Raw genomic sequence first — 19310 nt, 5'->3', positions numbered from 1 at the left:
TGGTCGGGGCGGCACGGGCCGTTCACACAGACGGTGGATCCTTGATGATGTGCCCACGCCATATGACCCCACCTCTTACTTGACGATCATCCGATGAGTAGCCTCTCCCCCGTGCCATCAACCTCAGACGTCCCGACCGCTGTCGGGAGCTTCGCGGCGATCTGGAGCCGCGCGCTCTTCCCGGCCACGCGGAGCGATCTGACGCGCGATCAGCTCACGGAGTTGCTCACCCCCATGGCGGGGCAGCTGCGCGACGCCCTCCACCAGGACCGATTCGACCCCCGACCGGCCCGCGCCATCGGCAACCAGCTGGTCCGCGGCCACTCCGACGAACCCGACGCCCTCGCCCAGACCCTCGGGGTCATGGACGCCTACCTGCTGCTCTACTTCCCGCCCCCGAAACCACTCTCCGGACCCATCGCCCGCGCCCGCAGCGCCCGCCTCCAGCACGCCGTGGCGGCCGGCTTCGTCGAGGCCGTCAGGGAACCCTGAGCCGGTCCGGTCCCCCACGGGGGCCCGGTCCGACGGGCCCGCCGAGGCGGACCGGTCCGTGGCTGTCGGTGGCAGCCGTTACTGTCGTGAGCCATGCGCTTCCTGCACACCTCCGACTGGCATCTGGGCCGCTCGCTCCACCGGGAGAACCTCCTCCCGGCCCAACGGGCGTTCCTTCGGCACCTCGTGCAGACCGCCGAGGCCGAGCAGGTCGACGCAGTGCTCGTCGCCGGGGACGTCTACGACCGCGCCGTGCCCAGCCTGGGCGCCGTGGAGCTGTTCGACGAGGCGCTGCACGCCCTGGCCGCCCTCGGCGTGCCGGTCGTGCTGATCAGCGGCAACCACGACAGCGCGCAGCGGCTCGGGGTCGGGGCCGGGCTGGTGGCCCGCGCGGGCGTGCACCTGCGGACGGCGCCGGAGCCGGAGGCGCTGGCCGCGCCGGTGCTGCTGCGGGACGCCCACGGCGAGGTCGCCGTCTACGGGCTGCCGTACCTGGAGCCCGCGCTGGTGCGCCGGCAGCTGGGCGCGGAGGAGGTGAGCCACACGGCCGTGCTCACCGCCGCGATGGACGCCGTCCGGGCCGACCTCGCGGCGCGCCGCGCCGAGGGCGGGCAGGTCCGCTCGGTGGTGCTCGCGCACGCCTTCGTCATCGGCGGCGAGGCCTGCGACAGCGAGCGTGACATCGCGGTCGGCGGCGTGCCGAGCGTCCCGGCTTCGGTCTTCGAGGGCGTCGACTACGCCGCCCTGGGCCATCTGCACGGGTGTCAGACGATCAACGAGCGGGTCCGCTACAGCGGCTCCCCGCTGGCGTACTCCTTCTCCGAGGCCGACCAGCGCAAGACGATGTGGCTGGTCGAGCTCGGCCCGTCCGGCGAGGTCGACGCCCGGCGGATCGACTGCCCGGTCCCCCGCCCCCTCGCGCGCATCCGCGGCGAGCTGGAGGAGCTGCTGACGCAGGACGCCCACGAGGCCGCCGAGGAGTGCTGGGTGCAGGCCACCCTGACCGACGCCGCCCGCCCGCCGCAGGCGATGGAGCGGCTGCGGGTGCGCTTCCCGCACACCCTGCAGCTCTCCTTCGAGCCCCAGGGCCGGGAGGACGACGGCCTGCACAGCTACGGCGCGCGCGTCCGAGGCCGGGACGACGGCGCGGTGGCACTCGGCTTCGTCCGCCACGTGCGCGGCGCGGCGGCCACGGCGGCGGAGTCGACGCTGCTTGTCGAGGCCGTCGAGGCGGCGGCGCGCGCCGCGGGCGGGGAGATCTGATGCGCCTGCACAAGCTGACCGTCACCGCCTTCGGCCCGTTCGGCGCCGAGGAGCGCGTCGACTTCGACGCGCTCGCCTCCGGTGGTCTCTTCCTGCTGACGGGCCCCACGGGCGCCGGCAAGACCAGCGTCCTGGACGCGGTCTGCTTCGCCCTGTACGGCTCCGTGCCCGGCAGCCGCGGCCGGGCCGGGCGCGGGCTGCGCAGCGACCACGCGGACGCGTCCGTGCTCACCCGGGTCGAGCTGGAGCTCACCCTCGGCGGCCGACGGCTGCTGATCCAGCGCAGCCCGGAGCAGATGCGCCCCAAGCAGCGCGGCGAGGGCCTGACGCCGGTCAAGGCGCAGACCCTGCTGAGCGAGTGGTCCGCCGAGGACGACGCCTGGCGGCCGCGCAGCGGCTCGCACCAGGAGATCGGCGCCGAGCTGCTGGACCTGATCGGCATGAGCCGGGACCAGTTCACCCAGGTCGTGCTGCTGCCGCAGGGGGATTTCGCCCGCTTCCTGCAGGCGAACGCGCAGGACCGGCGGGAGCTGCTGGGCCGCCTGTTCGACACCCGCCGCTTCGGCCACGTCGAGGCGTGGCTCGCCGAGCACCGGCAGCGCTGCGAGAAGGAGACGCAGTCCGTCCGGGCCGACATCGCCGCCTCGCTGGAACGCCTCCAGGAGGCGGCGGGGTCTGCTGCGGCGGAGCCGCCCGCGCCGGACGCCTCCGCCGCGGAGCTGCTGGCGTGGGCGGCGGCGCTGCGCGAAGAGGCCGCGCTGCGGCGCGAGGTCGCCGAGGTGCGCCGCGAGCTGGTCGGCGCGCGTCGCGCGCAGGGCGCCGCCCTCCTGCGGGACGTGGAGGCGCTCCAGGCCCGGCAGTCGGAGCACCGGCGCGCGGTGGAGGCGCTGGCCGCCCTGGCCGCGGCGGAGCCGGGGCAGCGCGAGCGTGAGGAGCGCCTGACGCAGGCCGAACGCGCCGCCTCCGTCGGACCGGTCCTCCGCCAGTCCGCGGACGCGGACCAGGCCGCCACCCATGCCGCCTCCGAACGCACCCGCACCCTCGCCGCACTCGGCGCAGCCGCGCTCCCCACCGCAGCCGCGCTGCGCGCGGACGAGCAGGCGGCGTACGGGGCCGTCGGTGGGCTGCGGGCGCTGCTGGACGCAGAGCGGCGGTTCGAGGTCGTCGGGCAGGAGGCGGAGCGGGCGCAGCGGCAGTTCGAGGCGGCGGAGGAGGCGCGCGAGGACGCCGGGTCCTGGCTGGCGGGCTGGCCGGCCGTCAGGGCGGAGGCGCAGCAGGGGATCGACGAGGCCCGGGAGGTCGCCGCGCGGCGGCAGGGGGTGGAGGAGCGGCTGGGCGCCGCCGTGGAGCGGGCCGGGGCGGCGGGGCGGCGTGACGCCCTCACGGCGCGGCACGAGGTGGCGCGCGAGCACCACCTCGGCCTGCGGGACGGCGCGCTCGACGCACAGCAGTACTGGCTCGGCCTGCAGCAGCGCCGGATCGAGGGCATGGCCGCCGAGCTCGCCGCGCGCCTGACGCCGGGCGCGCCGTGCGCGGTCTGCGGCGGGACGGAGCACCCGGCCCCGGCCGTCGCCGCTCCGGACCAGGTGACGCCGGATCAGGAGCGGACGGCGGAGGCCGCCTTCCGGGCGCTGGATCAGCGCGCCACCGACGCCGGGGCGGAGGTCGCCCGCCTCGCTGCGGAGGCGTCGGCCGCGCGGGCCCGGGCCGGGGAGGCCCCGCAGGCCGAGCTGCTGGCCGAGGTCGCCGCGCTGCGCACCGAGCAGAGCATGGTCGAGCGCGCCCAGGCGGCGGCCGTCGCCGCCGCGCAGCGGCTGGAGCGGCTGGAGCAGGAGCACGAGCGGCGCAGCGAGCGGCTCTCCGCCGCGCAGACCGCCGCCGCGAAGGCCGAGGCCGCGCTGGTGCGGCTGGCGGCCGAGCGCGCCGGGCTCGACACGCGGCTCGCCGAGGCCCGCGCGGGCGCGCGGTCGGTCGCGGAGCGGATCGAGCAGCTGTCGCGGGAGGCGGCGGCGCTCGGTCGCGCGGCCGACGCGGTCACCGCCGCCGAGGCGGCGGCACAGGCGGCCGTCACGGCGCGGGCCGCCGCCGAGCGGGAGTGCGCCGCGGCGGGCTTCGCCGACATGGCCGCAGCCTGGGCGGCGGCCCTCTCACCCACCCGGCTGGAGCAGCTGCGCGCGGCCGTGGCAGGCCACGCCGCGCAGCTGTCCCGCGCCCGGGCCCAGGTCGCCGATCCGCAGCTCACCGCGGCCGCGGCCCTGCCCGCCGCGGACGTGGCGACCGCCCGCTCGGCCGACGAGGCCGTGGAGCACGCGCTGCTGGAGGCGCACGCGGCGGAGCGTGCCGCGTCCGCCCGTGTCGCGGATCTGGCCCGGCTGGCGGCCCGCCTGGCGGGCGACGTGGAGCGGCTGCAACCGTACGCGGCCGAGCTCGCCACGGCGACGGAGCTGTCCCAGTTGGTGGCCGGCACCAGCCGGAGCAACGAGCTGCGCATGTCGCTGGAGAACTACGTGCTCGCCGCCCGTCTGGAGCAGGTCGCGGCCGCGGCCGGAGCCCGCCTGCGGATCATGTCCGGTGGCCGCTACACCCTGGAGCACAGTGACGCCCGCGTCCGCGGCAACGCCCGCTCCGGGCTCGGCCTGCAGGTGCTGGACGCGTGGACGGGCCAGTACCGCGACACGGCCACCCTCTCGGGCGGCGAGAGCTTCTTCGCCTCGCTCGCGCTGGCCCTGGGCCTCGCGGACGTGGTGACGGACGAGGCGGGCGGCATGCCGCTGGACACCCTCTTCGTCGACGAGGGCTTCGGCACGCTCGATCCGGACACCCTGGAGGAGGTCATGTCCGTGCTGGACTCGCTGCGCGAGCGGGACCGCGCGGTCGGCATCGTCAGCCACGTCGCGGAGCTGCGGGACCGCATCCCGCAGCAGCTCTCGGTCCGCAAGGCCCGCTCAGGTTCGACGCTGAACCAGGAGCACGTCTGAGCCGTCCCCGCCTCGCCCGCTCCGTCCCGGAGCCCGCTCAGGAGTAGCGGCTGCGGGCCAGGTCGAGGGCGGTGTCCGCCATCCTGTCGAAGGGCTCGGCCGAGCCTGCCGCGCGGCACAGGACCTGGGCGCCCTCCAGGAGGGCGAGCAGGGTGGTGGCCAGGCCGGCGGCGTCGTCCGGGGTGAGGCCCGAGACCGTCAGACGTTCGGTCAGGGTGTCGGCCCAGGCGGTGAAGGCCGTGGCGGCGACCTCGCGCAGCGACGCGTTCTCGGCGGGTTCCCCGGAGGCGATGGTGACGGCCGCCACCGCGCAGCCCGAACCGGTGGCGGAGCACTCGACGACGGGCCGGATCAGCGCGAGGAACGACGCGACGAAGCCCACCGGGTCTGCGGCCGGGAGCGCGGCCAGGGTCGCCCGCACGTCCTGCCCGTTCCTGGCCGCCGCCTCGGCGACCAGCTGGCCCTTGCCGCCGGGGAAGTGGTGGTAGATCGCGCCGCGCGCCGCGCCGCTCTCGCGCAGCACCTCCGTGAAGGACATGCCGGCCACGCCGCGCCGCCGCAGTGCGTCGACGGTGGCCTCGATCATGCGGTCCCGGGTGTCCCCCGCCATCGGATCTCCTCGGCCGAGCTTGACTAGTACGGCCATCCTAGCGCAGGCTGGACCCAGTGCTAGGACGTACGTACTAGCTAGACCGAGAGGGGACAGCCATGCCCATCACCGTCACCGCCCCGCGCGGCGTGCTCACGCCCGCCGGGGAGCGCCAGATCCTGCCCCGTCTGACCGACGCCCTGATCGAGGCGTCCGGGCTGACCGGCAACAAGACCTTCGCCTCCTTCGTCGGCGGCACCGTCCACGTGCTGGCGCCCGAGGACGTCTACGCCGGGGGTGTGAACCGACCCGTCGTCATGGTCGAGCTGAAGCTGCCGAACATCGGCCTGCCCACCCTCGAGGCCCGCGCCGCCTTCGTCCGGGCCGCCACGGCGGTCGTCGACGAGCTGACCGGCCCCGGCCACGAACGGGAGAACACCTGGGTCAACATCCTCAACGCCCCCGACGGCGCCTGGGGCCTGGGCGGTCGCGCCCTCACCGGCGACGAGCTGATCGCCGAGATCAGCTCGGGTGCCTGATCCGGACGGGACGGGGGTGGTCCGGTCGCGGGCCGTGGGGCATGGTGGTGAACGTGTCGACATCCCAGGGTTCCCACGTCCGGGCCACCGACTGGTGGCGAAGCGCCGTCATCTACCAGGTCTATCCACGCAGTTTCGCCGACGGGAACGGGGACGGGACCGGTGACCTCGCCGGCCTGCGGGCCCGCCTCGGGCACCTCGCTCGCCTCGGCGTCGACGCGCTGTGGCTGTCGCCGTGGTACGTCTCACCGCTCGCCGACGGCGGGTACGACGTGGCGGACTACCGCGACATCGATCCCGCCTTCGGCACCCTCGACGAGGCGGAGGCCCTGATCCACGAGGCCCACGCACTCGGCCTGCGGATCATCGTCGATCTGGTGCCCAACCACTGCTCCGAGCAACACCCCTGGTTCCAGGCCGCGCTGACGGCCGGGCCGGGCGCACCGGAGAGGGACCTGTTCCACTTCCGCGACGGGCGGGGCGAGAACGGCGAGCTGCCGCCGAACGACTGGCCCTCGCACTTCGGCGGTCCGGCCTGGAGCCGGACCGCCGACGGGTCGTGGTACCTGCACATGTTCGCCCCGGAGCAGCCGGACTGGAACTGGGAGCATCCGGAGGTCCGCGCCGAGTTCCTGTCCGTCCTGCGGTTTTGGCTGGACCTGGGCGTGGACGGCTTCCGCATCGACGTCACCGACCACCTGGTCAAGGAGGACGGCCTGCCCGACGCCGCGGGCCACCACCACCAGCCGCATCCGTGGCGGGACCAGGAGGGCGTGCACGAGATCTACCGCTCCTGGCGCAAGGTGCTCGACTCCTACCCGGGCGAACGCGCCTTCGTGGCGGAGCTGTGGGAGACCGACCCGGAGCGGTTCGCCCGGTACCTGCGGCCCGACGAACTGCACACCGCCTTCAACTTCCCACTGCTGCGCTCCCCCTGGGCGGCGGACGCGTTCCGCGAGGTGATCGACGCGACGTTGGCCGCGCACGCGCTGGTCGAGGCGCCCGCGACCTGGGTGCTCTCCAACCACGACACCACCCGCCACGTCACCCGCTACGGCCGCGCGGACACCTCGTACGACTTCGACCGCGCCGCCCGCCACGGCCTCCCGGTCGACCTGGCCCTGGGCACGCGCCGGGCGCGGGCCGCGGCGCTGCTGACGCTGGCGCTGCCGGGCAGCGCGTACGTGTACCAGGGCGACGAGCTCGGGCTGTGGGAGGTCGAGGACATCCCCGACCACCTGCGGCAGGACCCGACCTGGGTGCGCAGCGGCGGCGTGGACCGGGGCCGCGACGGCTGCCGGGTGCCGATGCCGTGGGACGGCGAGGAGCAGCCGTTCGGCTTCAGCCCCGAGCGCGCCTCGGCCGCGCCCTGGCTGGACGTGCAGCCGGACGGCTGGCGGGAGTTGACGGTGCAGGCGCAGAGCGGCGACCCGACCTCGCATCTGACGCTCTACCGGGAGGCACTGCGGCTGCGCCGGGAGACGGCCGGACTGGGCGACGGCCCGCTGCACTGGCACGCGTCCACGTCGCAGGTCCTGGACTTCTCCCGCTCCGACGGCTTCCGCTGCGTGGTGAACCTCGGGTCGGAGCCGGTACCGCTGCCGCCCGGCGACCTGCTGCTGGCGAGCGGACCGCTCGCGGGCGGCGCGCTCCCGCCGGACACCGCGGCGTGGCTGCGCGAGGCATAGGTCGTTCAGCAAGGAGGCCCCTGCCGCACGGGGGGACGGGAGGGGCCTCGCGCATCATCCTACGAGCTGGAGGACCGTCAATCCGCCGAATCGGCACCAGGGATCAATGAGCCATCGATCGCTGGCAAGGTTGACGGTCCCATCCAACCCGGCGGCTCCTACTTCGCCAGTCCGGCGCGGCGGAGGGCCTCCGCCATCTCGCTGTTGATCGCGCCACCGCCGTCGCGCGGCGCCGGGGTCCGACGGTCCCCGCCGCGCTGACCGCCACCACCCTGACCGCTGCGCTGACCCTGGCCGCCCTGGCCGCCGCGCTGACCGCCCTGGCCACCACGCTGGCCACCGCCCTGACCGCCCTGGCCGCGCTGCTGACCGCCACGCTGGCCCTGGCCGCCCTGACCGCCCTGACCGCCCTGACCGCCCTGGCCACCGCGCTCGGCCCGCTCACCGCGCTCACGACGCGGGCCGCGCTCGCCACCTCCGGTCGCGCCGGTCTGCACGTCGTCGTCCAGACGCAGCGTCAGCGAGATGCGCTTGCGCGGGATGTCCACGTCCAGCACCTTCACCCGGACGATGTCACCGGACTTCACGACCTCGCGCGGGTCCTTGACGAAGGTCTTCGACAGCGCCGAGACGTGCACCAGGCCGTCCTGGTGCACGCCGATGTCGACGAAGGCGCCGAACGCGGCCACGTTGGTGACCGTGCCCTCCAACACCATGCCGGGCTCCAGGTCGGCGATCTTCTCGACGCCCTCCTTGAACTCGGCCGTGCGGAACGCCGGACGCGGGTCACGGCCCGGCTTCTCCAGCTCCGCCAGGATGTCCTTGACCGTCGGCACACCGAAGGTGTCGTCGGCGAAGTCGCTGGGCTTGAGCGTGCGCAGCTTGGCGCTGTCGCCGATGAGCGTCTTCAGCTCGCCGCCCGTGCCGGCCAGGATGCGGCGCACGACCGGGTAGGCCTCGGGGTGGACGCTGGAGGCGTCCAGCGGGTCGTCGCCGCCGGGGATGCGGAGGAAGCCCGCGCACTGCTCGAAGGCCTTGGGGCCGAGGCGCGCGACGTTCTTCAGCTCCTTGCGGCTGCGGAACGGTCCGTTGGCGTCGCGGTGGGCGACGATGTTGTCCGCCAGTCCGGCGCCGATGCCGGAGACGCGGGTCAGCAGCGGGGCGGAGGCGGTGTTCACATCCACCCCGACGCCGTTGACACAGTCCTCCACCACGGCGTCCAGTGAACGCGACAGCTTGGTCTCGGAGACGTCGTGCTGGTACTGGCCCACGCCGATGGACTTCGGGTCGATCTTGACGAGCTCGGCCAGCGGGTCCTGGAGCCGGCGGGCGATGGAGACCGCGCCACGGATCACGACGTTGAGGTCCGGCAGCTCCTGCGAGGCGAACGCGGAGGCCGAGTAGACGGAGGCGCCGGCCTCCGAGACCACGGCCTTGGTCAGCTTCAGCTCCGGGTGGCGCTTGATCAGGTCCAGCGCCAGCTTGTCCGTCTCGCGCGACGCGGTGCCGTTGCCGATCGCGATCAGGTCCACGCTGTGCTTGGCGCAGAGCTTGGCCAGCGTCGCGATCGACTCGTCCCACTTGTTGGCCGGAACGTGCGGGTGGATGGTGTCGTAGGCGACGACCTTGCCGGTCGCGTCGACGACGGCCACCTTCACGCCGGTGCGGTAGCCGGGGTCCAGGCCGAGCGTGGCGCGGGCGCCGGCCGGCGCGGCGAGCAGCAGGTCGCGCAGGTTCGCGGCGAAGACGCGGACCGCCTCCTCCTCGGCCTCGGTGCGCAGGCGCAGCCGCAGGTCGATCCCGAGGTGCACCAGGATGCGGGTGCGCCAGGCCCAGCGGACGGTGTCCTGCAGCCACTTGTCGGCCGGGCGGCCGCGGTCGGCCACCTCGAACCGGTTGGCGATGCGGGCCTCGTAGCCGCCCGGCGCCTCGGCGTCGGCCTCGTCGGCGTAGGGCTCCATGGTGAGCTCGAGCGCGTCCTCCTTCTCGCCGCGCAGCATCGCGAGGACGCGGTGCGAGGGGAGCTTGACGTAGGGCTCGGCGAAGTCGAAGTAGTCGGCGAACTTGGCGCCGTCCTGCTCCTTGCCGTCGCGCACCTTGGCCACCAGGCGGCCGCGGCCCCACATGCGCTCGCGCAGCTCGCCGATCAGGTCGGCGTCCTCGGCGAAGCGCTCGACCAGGATCGAGCGGGCGCCCTCCAGCGCGGCGGCGGCGTCGGCGACGTTCTCCCCGAGGTAGGCCGCGGCCTCCGCCTGCGGGTCCCGGGTCGGGTCGGCGAGCAGCGCCTCGGCGAGCGGCTCCAGGCCGTTCTCACGGGCGATCTGCGCCTTGGTGCGACGCTTCGGCTTGAACGGGAGGTAGATGTCCTCGAGGCGGGCCTTGGAGTCGGCGGCGCGGATCTGCGCCTCCAGGGCCTCGTCCAGCTTGCCCTGGCTGCGGATCGACTCGAGGATCGCGGCACGGCGCTCCTCCATCTCCCGCAGGTAGCGCAGGCGCTCCTCCAGGGTGCGCAGCTGGGCGTCGTCGAGCGACCCCGTCGCCTCCTTGCGGTACCGGGCGATGAAGGGGACGGTCGCCCCTCCGTCGAGCAGTTCCACGGCGGACTGCACCTGTGCGGGACGGACGCCGAGCTCCTCGGCGATGGTCTGCTCAATCGACAGGGTCACTCTTGGTTACCGCTCTCTCGCTGGATACGTGCGGCGCCATTCTGTCCCGGCGGGAGCGGCGAGGAAAACCGCCGCGCGGTCGGGCGGGTCGCGGTGGCAGGATCGCGCCATGCAGATCCGCGAAGCGACGGACGCCGACTGGGCGTCGATCTGGCCGTTCTTCCACGAGATCACGGCGGCCGGCGAGACCTTCACCTACCCGACCGACGTCGACGAGGCGACCGGCCGCGCGATGTGGATGGTCCGCCCACCGGGCCACGTCGTGGTGGCGGTCAACCGCTCCGGCCAGGTGCTGGGGACCGCCACCATGTACGCCAACAAGATGGGCCCGGGCTCGCACATCGCCAGCGGCAGCTTCATGGTCGACCCGAAGCACCAGGGCCGCGGCGTCGGTGGGGCCCTGTGCCGGTACCTGCTGGGCTGGTCACGGGAGCAGGGCTTCCGCGGCGTGCAGTTCAACGCGGTGGCGGCGAGCAACACCCACGCGGTGCACCTCTACGAGTCCCTCGGCTTCGAGATCATGACGACGATCCCGGAGGGCTTCCACCACCCGACGCAGGGCTACGTCGGGCTGCACATCATGTACGTCAAGCTGTAAGGATCCGAACGTGCGGGACTGGGACTCACTCACGCTCGCCGAGCAGACGTTGTTGCGTGGGGGCGCGCGGAACGCGCTCCCCGCGTGGTCACCGGAGCACTACTCGACGGCGCGGCGCTGGGCGGGGTGCGCGGACGCTCCACTGCGCAGCATCACGGTGGAGGAGGCCGAGCGACTGGCGGCCGAACTGAGGCCCGTCGCCCTGGACCTCCACGACCGTGGCGAGCTCTTTGTCGCCGAGGCGACGGGAAAGCCTCCGTTCCACCTGCACGACCGGCTCCCGCCGGCCGACCAGCGCGCGTTCCTGGCCGACCCGGACAACTGGCGCCTCGCGCCCACCCAGAAGCGCCGCACCGTCCTCGATGTGGATCCCGCGCTGAGCGAGCACCTGACGTCCTTCGTCGACCGCCTCCCGGCCGAGGGGCACCCCACGTTCGGCCCCGCAGAGGAACGGCTCCTGGTCTGCGCCTTCGAGTACAGCGGGTGGCTGACCGGCGCCTACGGTATCTGGCCCGACCCGCCGCAGGACCTGGACGCAGCCGCCCGCCTGGCCTTCGTCGACGACCAACTGGCGCCTCTCCTCCCGCTGGTCCGCAACGGCTGGATCGAGGTCCGCCATGTCACCGCCACCGACTCGACGGAGTACACGGTGATCCCGGCGGACCGGCTGCGCGAGGCGGCGGCCGACCCGTCGATCCGCTACGAGGGCGACGCGTGGGGCATCGGCCTCACCTGCTGCCTCACCCTCGCCGGCGTCGCCGCCTGGCGCAGCCCGCGCCAGGCCTGAGCCGGCGCCTGTCAGTCCTCGTACGTCCGCAGGCCCGAGGTGTCGACGCTCCACGGCCCGACGGAGATCCGGTCGCCGAAGGCGAAGGGCACGGCCTTGCGGTAGCGCATGCCGTCCGGCCCCTGCGACGGGTCGGAGTAGACCGTGCCGGCGCCCTTACGGGGGTCGACGACGAGGTAGCGGGGCACGCCCATGGCCGGGTAGTCCCGCGCCTTGACCTCGAGGTCGTTGCGCGGGTTGCCCGGGGAGACGACCTCGACGGCGAGGAGCACGACGCGGCTGCTGACCCGGGCGCCGACCGCGTCGACCTCGGACTCGGGGACCACCATCAGGTCCGGCACCTTGCGCAGGCCTGTCACCGGGTCCTCGGTGTCCGTGGCGGAGAGGGCCGCCACGCCCGGGTCCTACTGCTCGATCTGGCGACGAAGACGCATGACGTTGACCCCGTGCTGCCCGCTGGGGCTCATCATCATGACGGTGACCTGGCCGTCGGTGATCTCGACCTTCCAGTGCTCCTGCTGGCGCGCGGCGACCTCGGTCAGCTCGTCCGCGACGGCACGCAACCGGGAGATCTCCTCCGGGGCCGCCTGGGGACGGTCATCGGTCATGCCCCAAAACTACATACGTCCGGGTGTGGTGTCCGATCGGAGCGAGGGCGTTCGTAGTAAGGGTGAGAGGTCGCCCGCGAGGGGTGGCCGGGCAAGGCGGGAGACGATCAAGATGCAGTACCTGCTCAACGTGATCCATGACAGCGCCGAGAACGCCACCGAGGCCGAGCAGGCCGCGATCGTGGTGTTCAACAAGCAGATGCAGGCCGACGGGTACTGGGTCTTCGCCGGGGGCCTCGGGGTGACCGACAACGCGACCGTGGTCGACAACCGCGGCGAGGAGCCGCTCGTCACCGACGGCCCGTTCGTGGAGTCCAAGGAGTACGTGGTGGGCTTCTGGATCATCGAGGCGCCCGACTTCGACGTCGCACTGAAGCTGGCCACGGACGGCTCGAAGGCGTGCCACCGCAAGGTCGAGGTCCGGCCGTTCCTGTGACGGTGCACGACGCGATCACCCGGGCCCACCGGGAGGAGTGGGCCCGGGTCGTGGCCGTGCTGGCGCGCCGCTTCGGGGACCTCGACATCGCCGAGGAGGCCGCCGCCGAGGCGTTCGCGACGGCGGTGGAGCGGTGGCCGGCCGACGGAGTGCCGCCGAACCCCGGGGCGTGGCTGACCACGACCGCGCACCGCAAGGCCATCGACCGGATCCGGCGTGAGAGCAGGCGTGAGGCCAAGCAGCAGGAGGCCGGGATGTGGCAGGAGGATCCGCCCGAGTCGGTCGGCGCCGTCGAGGACGGGCGGCTGCGGCTGGTCTTCGTCTGCTGCCACCCCGCCCTGGCCTCGGACGCCCGCGTCGCACTGACGCTGCGCATGGTCGGCGGGCTGACCGTGGCCGAGATCGCGCGGGCGTTCCTGGTCCAGGAGGGCGCGATGGCGCGGCGGATCACGCGGGCGAAGACGAAGATCAAGGCGGCGCGGATCCCCTACCGGGTGCCGGCCGCGGAGGATCTCCCCGCGCGCGTCGCAGGTGTGCTCACGGTGCTGTTCCTGGTCTTCAACGAGGGCTACCTCGCCACCGGCCCCGACACCGACCCGGTCCGCCAGGACCTGACGGCGGAGGCGATCCGGCTCACCCGCCTGCTCCGGGAACTGCTGCCGCAGGACGGCGAGGTGGCGGGGTTGCTCGCGCTGATGCTGCTCACCGAGGCCCGCCGCTCTGCGAGGGTCTCGCCGGGCGGCGAGCTCGTCGCCCTGGACGAGCAGGACCGCACGGCCTGGGACGCGGGCCTGATCACCGAGGGTCACCGGCTCGTGCGGGAGCGGCTGGGGTCCGGGCAGGCGCCCGGCCGCTACCAGCTCCTGGCGGCGATCAACGCGGTGCACACCTCCGCCCGCGACTTCCGGGACACCGACTGGTCGCAGGTCGTCGCCCTCTACGACCAGCTGGTGTGCCTGGACCGCTCACCGGTCGTCGCCCTCAACCGGGCCATCGCACTCGGCGAGCTCGACGGCCCGGCGGTGGCGCTGGCCTCCGTCGACCGGCTCGCGCAGCCGCTCGACGGCTACCACGCGTTCCACGCGGCCCGTGCCGAGCTGCTGCGCCGGCTCGGCCGGACCGCGGAGTCGCAGGCGGCCTACGACCGGGCGATCGACCTGGCGGGCAACGCCGCCGAGACCGCCGCCCTGACCCGCCGCCGGAAGCAACTGCCCTGAGCTAGCGCGGCACGACCGCGAGCTGGCGGGACTGGGCGACCAGGCGGTCGTTGGAGTCCCAGATCTCGCAGTCCTCCTCCAGGAAGCCGCCGGCCAGGTTGCGGGTGGAGTGGACGACGCGGAGCCAGCCCGGGGCGGGCAGGGCGCGGACGTGGACGGTGAGCTCGACCGTCGGCGTCCAGCCGAAGAGGCCGAGGTCGAAGGTGGTCGGCGGCAGGGCGTCGACGGCGAAGAGGAGCAGCAGCGGGTCGGGCTCGTGGCCGTCGGCCATGCGCAGCCAGCCCTGGATCTTCCCCTCGCCGGAGGGCTTGCCGAGCGCCCAGCCCACATAGGCCGGGTCGAGGCGCAGGTCCAGGCGCTGCAGCAGCTCCGCGGAGGCGAGGAACTGCGGCGGGGCGGCGTCGGTGCCGATGCACTGCTCGACCGGCGGGAGCTGCGGCGGCTTGGCGCTGGTGCGCACATCCTCGTCGGAGCGCGAGAGGTCGCCGTAGCCGGCCAGCACCCGCAGGCGCTCGACGCTGGTGCCGTCGTCCGCGGTCTGGCGCAGGGTGGCGGCGCCGGTGGAGAGGGTGCGGCCGCTGCGGATCTGCTCGACGTGGACCTCGGCGGGGCCGGGACGGGAGGGTGAGACGTAGTAACCGCTCAGCGAGACGGGCTGCGGGTGGCCACCGGCCTCACCGAGGTGGTCGCCGAGGGCCCGACCGACGAGGGAGAGCAGCAGGCCGCCGTTGATGCCGCCGCCGATGCGCCAGCCCGCGTCCAGCTCGGCGTCGTAGACGCCGGGCGCGCCCGCACGTCGGGCGACCGCGGTGCCCTGCTCGAACTCGGTCATCTCGACTCCCTGATTCTGACCACCGTCATAAGTTACTTAACGGTAGTTAAGCGCAACGGTTCTTCCAACGTCAAGGCGCATCTGCTACCACCTCGGCATGGTGGATTTCAGCGCGTACGCACTGGACAAGCGAGTCGCCGTCGTCACCGGCGCGGGCAGCGGCATCGGACGCGCGACCGCGCGCCTGCTGGCCGACGCGGGGGCGCGGGTCGTCTGCGCGGACGTCGACGGCGCAGCCGCCGAACGCACCGCCGCGGAGATCGACGGCGTGCCGGCCCACGTCGACGTCGCCCGGCGCGAGCAGGTCGTCGACCTGATCCAGGGGACCGCCGACCGCCACGGGAGGCTGGACATCCTGTGCAACATCGCCGGGATCATCCGCACCGGCCTCGTGGTCGACGTGCCCGAGGAGGACCTGGACGCCGTCTGGGCGGTCAACTTCAAGGGCACCTTCCACGCCTGCCAGACGGCGGCGCGCATCATGTGCGCGCAGGGCAGCGGTGCCATCGTCAACACCGCGTCCGGCGCGGTGGACAGCGCGACGCCGGAGATCATGAGCTACAGCGTCTCGAAGGCCGCCGTGGTGCAGCTGACCAAGAACCTGGCCGCCGAGGTCGGCCGCTACGGCGTGCGGGTCAACGCGGTGGCACCGGGTCTGGTGCGCACCGCGATGACCTCCCGTCACTACCTGCTGCCCGACGGCAGCATCGACGAGGCCGCGCGCGCCGCGGCGGAGAAGCCGCTCAAGCGGATGTCCCCGCTCGGCATGATCGGCGAGCCGGAGGACATCGCCCACGCCGTCCACTACCTGGTCAGCGATGCCGCCCGGTTCGTGACCGGTCAGATCCTGCGTCCCAACGGCGGCGTGGCGATGCCCTGGTGACCCCCGGGACTCAGCGCCCGCGCAGCTCGCGGTAGCGGGTGGCGAGTCCGGCGGTGGAGGAGTCCAGCGCGTCCAGGCCGGTGCCCTCGACGAGGGACGGCTCGATCCTCCGGGCCAGCACCTTGCCGAGCTCGACGCCCCACTGGTCGAAGGAGTCGATGTTCCAGATCGCGCCCTGGACGAACACCTTGTGCTCGTACAGGGCGACCAGCTGGCCCAGCACGGACGGCGTGAGCTCGCCGGCCAGGATGGTCGACGTCGGGTGGTTGCCCTGGAACGTCTTGTGCGGCACCAGCTCCTCGGCGACGCCCTCGGCGCGCACCTCCTCCGGCGTCTTGCCGAAGGCCAGCGCCTGGCCCTGGGCGAACAGGTTCGCCATCAGCAGGTCGTGCTGGGCCACCAGGCCGGGCGCGAGGTCGGCGACCGGACGGGCGAAGCCGATCAGGTCGGCCGGGATCACCTTGGTGCCCTGGTGCAGCAGCTGGTAGTAGGCGTGCTGGCCGTTGGTGCCCGGGGTTCCCCAGACGACCGGGCCGGTCTGCCAGTGCACCGGCTGACCGTCGCGCTGCACGGACTTGCCGTTGGACTCCATGTCCAGCTGCTGCAGGTAGGCGGTGAACTTGGACAGGTAGTGCGAGTACGGCAGCACGGCGTGCGCCTGCGCGTCGAAGAACGCCCCGTACCAAAGGCCCAGCAGGCCCAGCAGCAGTGGCACGTTCTGCTCCGGCGGCGCGGTGCGGAAGTGCTCGTCGACCAGGCGGAAGCCGCCCAGCATCTCCTCGAACGCCTCCGGGCCGATGGCGATCATCAGCGACAGGCCGATCGCGGAGTCGTAGGAGTAGCGGCCGCCGACCCAGTCCCAGAACTCGAACATGTTGGCCACGTCGATGCCGAACTTCGCGACCTCGGTGGCGTTGGTCGACAGCGCGACGAAGTGCTTGGCCACTGCGTCGGTGTCGGCGCCGAGCTGCTCCAGCAGCCAGGTGCGGGCGCTGGTGGCGTTGGTGACGGTCTCGATGGTGGTGAACGTCTTCGAGGCGACGATGAACAGCGTCTCTGCGGCGTCCAGGTCCCGCACGGCCTCGTGCAGGTCCGCGCCGTCGACGTTGGAGACGAAACGCACCGTCAGGTCGCGGTCCGCGAAGCTGCGCAGCACCTCGTAGGCCATCGCGGGGCCGAGGTCCGAACCGCCGATGCCGATGTTGACGACGTTGCGGATCCGCTTGCCGGTGTGGCCCTTCCACTCGCCGGAGCGGATCCGGCGCGAGAAGTCGGCCATCTTGTCGAGCACGGCGTGGACCTCAGGCACCACGTTGACGCCGTCCACCTCGACCACCGCGCCACGGGGCGCGCGCAGCGCGGTGTGCAGCACCGCACGGTCCTCGGTGATGTTGATCTTCTCGCCGCGGAACATGGCGTCCCGCAGCGCCGCCACGCCCCGCACCTCGGCGAGCTTGCGCAGCAGCGTCAGCGTTTCGTCCGTCACCAGGTGCTTGGAGTAGTCGACATAGAGGTCACCCACCTGGAGGGTGTACGACTCGCCGCGCTTGGGGTCCTCGGCGAACAGCGAACGCAGGTGCGTCTCCCCGAACTCTGCGCGGTGCGCGGCCAGCGCCGCCCACTCGGGCAGCTGGTCCAGACGGGTTCCCTGGGTCATCACACGTCCTTCCAACACCGGCCCGCCCTCACGAGCCGATTCGTCGAGGACGAGCCTATGCCTTTTGAGGAAACAGCAGGTTGCACCAGGTGAGCGTCACCCGTCGAAGCTGTCCCCCTCGCGGCCCGACAGCGGCGTCCTCGCGCCAGCGGTCCGGTGCCCGCGGGCGGTTCACCACCGACCGAGCCGATCCCCCGGGGCGGCACGCCCTAGCGTGCCGACGCCGTCAGGGGCAGTGAGAGGCGGATCTTGAAGCCGCCGTCCGCCGTGGGGCCTGCGGCAAGGGTTCCGCCGAGGAGGGCAGCGCGTTCCCGGAGGCCGACGATGCCGTGGCCGCCGCCGGGGAGTTGGAGTTGGGGGTCGCGGTCGACCGGGCCGGTCGGGGGCGCCGCGTTGGTGACCGCGACGCGCAGGCAGTCCTCGCGCAGCTCCACCCGGACGGACGTCGCCGCGCCGGGGGCGTGCTTGCGGGCGTTGGTCAGCGCCTCCTGGACGGTGCGGTACGCGGCGCGCTCGATCGGCTCGGGCAGCAGCGGCAGGGCGTCCTCGCTGTAGCCGACCACGTCGAGCGAGGCGTCCGCCTCGGACTCCGCGACCAGGCGCGGCAGATCGGCGAGCCGGGGCTGCGGGGCCAGCTCGGTGGGGCCCGCGCCGGCCGCACGCAGCACGAGGATCATGCTGCGCAGCTCCTCCAGCGTGGCGACGGCGAGGCCGCGCATCGTCCCCGCGGCCTCGCGGACGTCCGGGTCCTTCGCGGTGACCTGCAGCGCACCCGCCTGGACGGCTATCAGTCCGGCCTGGTGGGAGACGACGTCGTGCATCTCGCGTGCGATCCGGGCCCGCTCGCGGGCGATGACCGTCTGCGCGTGGAGTTCGCGCTCGTGGTCGCGCAGCGTGGCCAGCTCCTGGACGCGGGCGCGCAGCGCCTCACGGGTCTGCACCAGCAGACCCAGTGCGGTCGGGCCGATGGCGTAGATGCTGGCGTAGATCACCCGCTGGACGTGGTCGCCGGGGGACTCCGTCATGACCTTACTGATCGGCCACGGCAGGTACGTGCCGAACCAGAGGAACGCCGACGCCAGCCACGCCTGCCAGGCGGCCCGGCGCGAGCGGGCCACCGCGTAGAGGGCAACCATCGCGGCGACCAGGGAGGTGCCCGCGTACAGGCCCGGCAGGGTCAGGCAGAGCACCAGCCGCGGATAGCGGCGCCGCGCGACGATGACCACACAGGCCAGGATCGAGACCCAGTAGGTCCAGTCCTTGGGGCCCGGGTAGTTGGGTTCGGTGACGTCCAGGTAGGCGACGCCCACCATCACGACCGTGATCAGCCAGTAGCGGACCCAGCCGGGCCAGCTCATCACCCGCCCCTTGAGCCCGGCCCAGGTTCGCGCGGCCCAGACCTCGAGGCGGTGCTTCACAGCTCGCTCTCCTCCAGCAGCCCGGCGCGCTCGGCCAGGACCGCGGCCTGGATGCGGTTGGTGACGCCGAGCTTGGTCAGCACGGCGCTGACGTAGTCCTTGACCGTCGCCGCACCCAGGTGCATCCGGGCGCCGATCTCGACGTTGGACAGGCCCCGGCCGAGGAAGGCGAGGACCTGGCGCTCGCGCTCGGTCAGGGTGTCGACGGCCGCGGCCGCCGGGTGGTCGGCCTGCCGGCGGTTCTGGCCCAGACGGCGGAGCACCGGGGTGGACAGACAGCCGGCGCCGGTGGCGACGGCGCGCACGGAGCGGGCGAGCACGTCCGGCTCGGTGTCCTTGAGCAGGAAGCCGCTGGCGCCCAGGCGCAACGCCTGGTCGAGGTACTCGTCGGTGTCGAAGGTCGTGAGCATCGCCACATACGGGGCGGCCGGCAGCTCTCGGATGCGGCGAAGCAGGGTGAGGCCGTCGACGTCGGGCATGCGGATGTCGAGGAGGACGACGTCAGGCTGGTGGCGGCGCACCTCGGCCACCGCCTCCACGCCGGAACAGGTACCGACCACGTCGATGTCGGGCGCACTGCCGAGAATCATGGCGAGACCCGATCGGATCAGCGCTTCATCGTCGACGATCATGGCCCTGATGGGACCGCTCGCTTGCGT

The 19310-nt window shown here is 73.3% G+C and carries 18 protein-coding genes; 10 read left to right on the top strand and 8 right to left on the bottom strand.

Annotation, left to right across the window (positions count from 1 at the left end; translation table 11 throughout):
- Positions 1-111: 111 nt before the first annotated feature.
- From BMY61_RS34505 to BMY61_RS34495, 3 genes are all read left to right on the top strand, one after another.
- Positions 112-492 (top strand): hypothetical protein, encoded by a 381-nt coding sequence (locus BMY61_RS34505; RefSeq protein WP_143094671.1) that lies wholly within the window; start codon positions 112-114, stop codon positions 490-492.
- A gap of 93 nt (positions 493-585) precedes the next feature.
- Positions 586-1755 carry an exonuclease SbcCD subunit D gene (locus BMY61_RS34500; protein ID WP_042461056.1) on the top strand — a complete coding sequence of 390 codons (1170 nt, stop codon included), beginning with the start codon at positions 586-588 and terminating at the stop codon, positions 1753-1755.
- Positions 1755-4733 carry an AAA family ATPase gene (locus BMY61_RS34495; protein ID WP_075004180.1) on the top strand — a complete coding sequence of 993 codons (2979 nt, stop codon included), beginning with the start codon at positions 1755-1757 and terminating at the stop codon, positions 4731-4733. Before BMY61_RS34500 ends, BMY61_RS34495 begins: the two co-directional genes overlap by 1 nt.
- Positions 4734-4770: 37 nt before the next feature.
- Here the strand turns inward: BMY61_RS34495 and BMY61_RS34490 are convergent, their stop codons facing one another.
- Entirely contained in the window at positions 4771-5343 is a 573-nt protein-coding gene (locus tag BMY61_RS34490; RefSeq protein ID WP_042458271.1) for a TetR/AcrR family transcriptional regulator, read from the bottom strand.
- A gap of 98 nt (positions 5344-5441) precedes the next feature.
- Here BMY61_RS34490 and BMY61_RS34485 point away from each other — a divergent pair, with 98 nt between their 5' ends.
- The gene (locus tag BMY61_RS34485; protein ID WP_042458269.1) at positions 5442-5861 is read left to right on the top strand and encodes a tautomerase family protein; all 420 of its coding nucleotides are present in this window, start codon (positions 5442-5444) and stop codon (positions 5859-5861) included.
- Between the two features lie 53 nt (positions 5862-5914).
- Positions 5915-7549 carry a glycoside hydrolase family 13 protein gene (locus tag BMY61_RS34480; RefSeq protein WP_236656623.1) on the top strand — a complete coding sequence of 545 codons (1635 nt, stop codon included), beginning with the start codon at positions 5915-5917 and terminating at the stop codon, positions 7547-7549.
- Positions 7550-7707: 158 nt separating this feature from the next.
- On the opposite strand, the gene BMY61_RS34475 is transcribed toward BMY61_RS34480, so the two are convergent.
- Entirely contained in the window at positions 7708-10215 is a 2508-nt protein-coding gene (locus tag BMY61_RS34475) for a Tex family protein (RefSeq protein WP_042458263.1), read from the bottom strand.
- A gap of 109 nt (positions 10216-10324) precedes the next feature.
- Here BMY61_RS34475 and BMY61_RS34470 point away from each other — a divergent pair, with 109 nt between their 5' ends.
- A complete protein-coding gene (locus BMY61_RS34470; RefSeq protein WP_042458260.1) occupies positions 10325-10813 on the top strand; it encodes a GNAT family N-acetyltransferase in 489 nt (162 codons plus the stop codon).
- A gap of 10 nt (positions 10814-10823) precedes the next feature.
- Positions 10824-11600 (top strand): hypothetical protein, encoded by a 777-nt coding sequence (locus BMY61_RS34465; protein ID WP_042458256.1) that lies wholly within the window; start codon positions 10824-10826, stop codon positions 11598-11600.
- 11 nt (positions 11601-11611) lie between these two features.
- Here the strand turns inward: BMY61_RS34465 and BMY61_RS44470 are convergent, their stop codons facing one another.
- Positions 11612-11995 (bottom strand): Uma2 family endonuclease, encoded by a 384-nt coding sequence (locus BMY61_RS44470; protein ID WP_052439428.1) that lies wholly within the window; start codon positions 11993-11995, stop codon positions 11612-11614.
- A gap of 9 nt (positions 11996-12004) precedes the next feature.
- Positions 12005-12208, bottom strand: a complete 204-nt coding sequence (locus BMY61_RS44465) for a hypothetical protein (protein ID WP_052439427.1) — start codon at positions 12206-12208, stop codon at positions 12005-12007.
- Positions 12209-12320: 112 nt separating this feature from the next.
- Here BMY61_RS44465 and BMY61_RS34455 point away from each other — a divergent pair, with 112 nt between their 5' ends.
- Entirely contained in the window at positions 12321-12644 is a 324-nt protein-coding gene (locus tag BMY61_RS34455; RefSeq protein ID WP_042458253.1) for a YciI family protein, read from the top strand.
- Positions 12645-12646: 2 nt separating this feature from the next.
- Positions 12647-13861 (top strand): RNA polymerase sigma factor, encoded by a 1215-nt coding sequence (locus tag BMY61_RS34450; protein ID WP_425314728.1) that lies wholly within the window; start codon positions 12647-12649, stop codon positions 13859-13861.
- 1 nt (position 13862) lies between these two features.
- On the opposite strand, the gene BMY61_RS34445 is transcribed toward BMY61_RS34450, so the two are convergent.
- Positions 13863-14693 (bottom strand): thioesterase family protein, encoded by an 831-nt coding sequence (locus BMY61_RS34445; protein WP_042458248.1) that lies wholly within the window; start codon positions 14691-14693, stop codon positions 13863-13865.
- Between the two features lie 97 nt (positions 14694-14790).
- On the opposite strand from BMY61_RS34445, the gene BMY61_RS34440 reads away from it, so the two are divergent.
- Positions 14791-15576 (top strand): SDR family NAD(P)-dependent oxidoreductase, encoded by a 786-nt coding sequence (locus BMY61_RS34440; RefSeq protein WP_042458245.1) that lies wholly within the window; start codon positions 14791-14793, stop codon positions 15574-15576.
- 10 nt (positions 15577-15586) lie between these two features.
- Here the strand turns inward: BMY61_RS34440 and pgi are convergent, their stop codons facing one another.
- The 3 genes from pgi to BMY61_RS34425 form a co-directional block, all read right to left on the bottom strand.
- Positions 15587-17233 carry a glucose-6-phosphate isomerase gene (gene pgi / locus BMY61_RS34435; protein WP_042458242.1) on the bottom strand — a complete coding sequence of 549 codons (1647 nt, stop codon included), beginning with the start codon at positions 17231-17233 and terminating at the stop codon, positions 15587-15589.
- Positions 17234-17442: 209 nt separating this feature from the next.
- Entirely contained in the window at positions 17443-18651 is a 1209-nt protein-coding gene (locus tag BMY61_RS34430) for a sensor histidine kinase (protein ID WP_052439426.1), read from the bottom strand.
- On the bottom strand, positions 18648-19283 hold the full coding sequence (locus BMY61_RS34425) for a response regulator (RefSeq protein ID WP_042458238.1): 636 nt from the start codon (positions 19281-19283) through the stop codon (positions 18648-18650). The genes BMY61_RS34430 and BMY61_RS34425 overlap by 4 nt, the downstream gene beginning before the upstream one ends.
- Positions 19284-19310 lie beyond the last annotated feature (27 nt).

This window comes from Streptacidiphilus jiangxiensis, assembly GCF_900109465.1.
Lineage (GTDB): Bacteria > Actinomycetota > Actinomycetes > Streptomycetales > Streptomycetaceae > Streptacidiphilus > Streptacidiphilus jiangxiensis.
Note: the sequence above shows the minus strand (reverse complement) of the source record. Positions and strands in the feature narration are given on the sequence as shown.